At 69.9% G+C, this 1,702-nt stretch carries 1 protein-coding gene; it reads right to left on the bottom strand.

Features of this window, described 5'->3' with window-relative positions; all coding sequences use genetic code 11:
- The coding region (locus H5J30_RS31525; protein WP_258563625.1) for an MFS transporter at positions 1 to 1,437 on the bottom strand (1,437 nt) is incomplete at its 3' end.
- Between the last annotated feature and the right edge of the window lie 265 nt (positions 1,438 to 1,702).

Here is a 1,702-nt window from a genome sequence, read left to right on the forward strand (position 1 = left end):
GCTGGGCTCCTGCTGCTGCCTGCCCTGCGTCGCGGGCAGGACGAGCAGACCGACGACGGCCGCGAGCGCGACGAGGCCCGCGCCGATGCCGAAGGCGAGCCGGAAGCCGGCGGTCAGTGCGGCGTCCGGGGAGCTGCCGTCGGCGGCGGCGTTCGTGGCGTGGGCCGCCGCGACGGCGGTGAGCGACGCGATGCCGAGGGAGTCGCCGACCATCCCGGACGTACCGGAGAGGCCGGAGGCGAGGCCGGCGTCCTTGGGCGAGGCGACCGCCATGGACAGCATCATCACGGCGGGCATGGCCAGGCCGCCGGAGGCACCGAGGATCAGCAGGACCGGCAGCAGGTCCACGGCGTAGGTGAGATCGGCGGGGATCCGGGCGGCGAGGACGAGCCCGACGACCACGCCGGCGAGGCTGGCGATCAGCACGCGGCGGGCGCCGAAGAGTTCGTTCAGCCGGCTGGACAGGCCGAGCGACGCGACCGCCGCGATCGTCGCGAGGGGGACGAAGGCCAGGCTGGTGCGCAGCGGGGAGTAGTCGGCCACCTGCTGGAGGTAGAGCGCGATGAGGATGTTGAACGAGACGGTCGCCGCGACCAGCAGCAAGTGGATCATGTTGGCGCCGGACAGGTTGCGCGACCGGAAGATCGACAGCGGCAGCAGCGGTACCTTGGCCGTCGCCTGGCGGCCCAGGAACCCGGCGAGCAGCGCGACCGCGGTGCCGCCGAAGCCGAGGGTGTGCGCGGAGACCCAGCCGTTCTCCTCGACGGTGGCGATGGTGTAGACGCCGAGCATCATGCCGCTGGTGACGAGCGCGGCGCCGGGCAGGTCGACCCCCTCGCCGAGTCCGGGGCCGCTGTCGGCCGGGATCAGGCGGACGGCGAGGACGATCGCCGCGGCGCCGATGGGGACGTTGACGTAGAAGACCCAGTGCCAGCTGGTTCCGCTGGTGATGAGGCCGCTGATCAGGATGCCGATGGTGGCTCCGGCGGCGGCCGCGAAGCCGATGGCTCCCATGGCCTTGCCGAGTTGCCGGGGGTCGTCCCGGAAGATCATGAAGACGATGCCCATGACCACCGCGTACGCCATGGCGGCGCCGGCGCCCTGCAGGAAGCGCATCGCGATGAGCATCGTCTGGCCGGTGGCCAGGCCGCACAGCGCGGAGGCGACGGTGAAGACGACGACGCCGGAGACGAACAGCCGCTTGCGGCCGATGAGATCGCCGAGCCGACCGGATAAGAGCAGGAAGCCGCCGAAGCCGACGGTGTAGGCGTTGGTGACCCAGGCGAGCCGTGCCGTGTCGAAGCCGAGGTCGCTCTGGATCGACCGGAGTGCGACGGTCACGATGCTGATGTCGATGACGATCATCAGCTGCATGGAACAGAGCACCGCGAACGCGAACCATCGCGCTCTCGACGTGCTCAGGACGGACTCGGACATGGGTGCCTCCTGCTCGGCGTCAGATGAGACCGTACCCTATGATTCACGTCCGTATCATTAAGTTCGGAACTTAATTTTCTTACGCCGCCGGGATCGGCGCCAGGGCCCATCGGGCGGGCGTTCCGGGGTTGTTGACGGCGTCGGGGTGCGATGGGAGGCTCTCTTCCCGAGGTCGTGAAATCGATTTCTTGAGACCTTCGGGAGGACCCATGCGCAGTCATCGCGAGGTCGGGGACGGGCGCCGCGCGCCGATGAGCAGGGCGCG

The organism is Streptomyces phytophilus (assembly GCF_013870535.1).
Taxonomy (GTDB): Bacteria; Actinomycetota; Actinomycetes; order Streptomycetales; family Streptomycetaceae; genus Streptomyces; species Streptomyces phytophilus.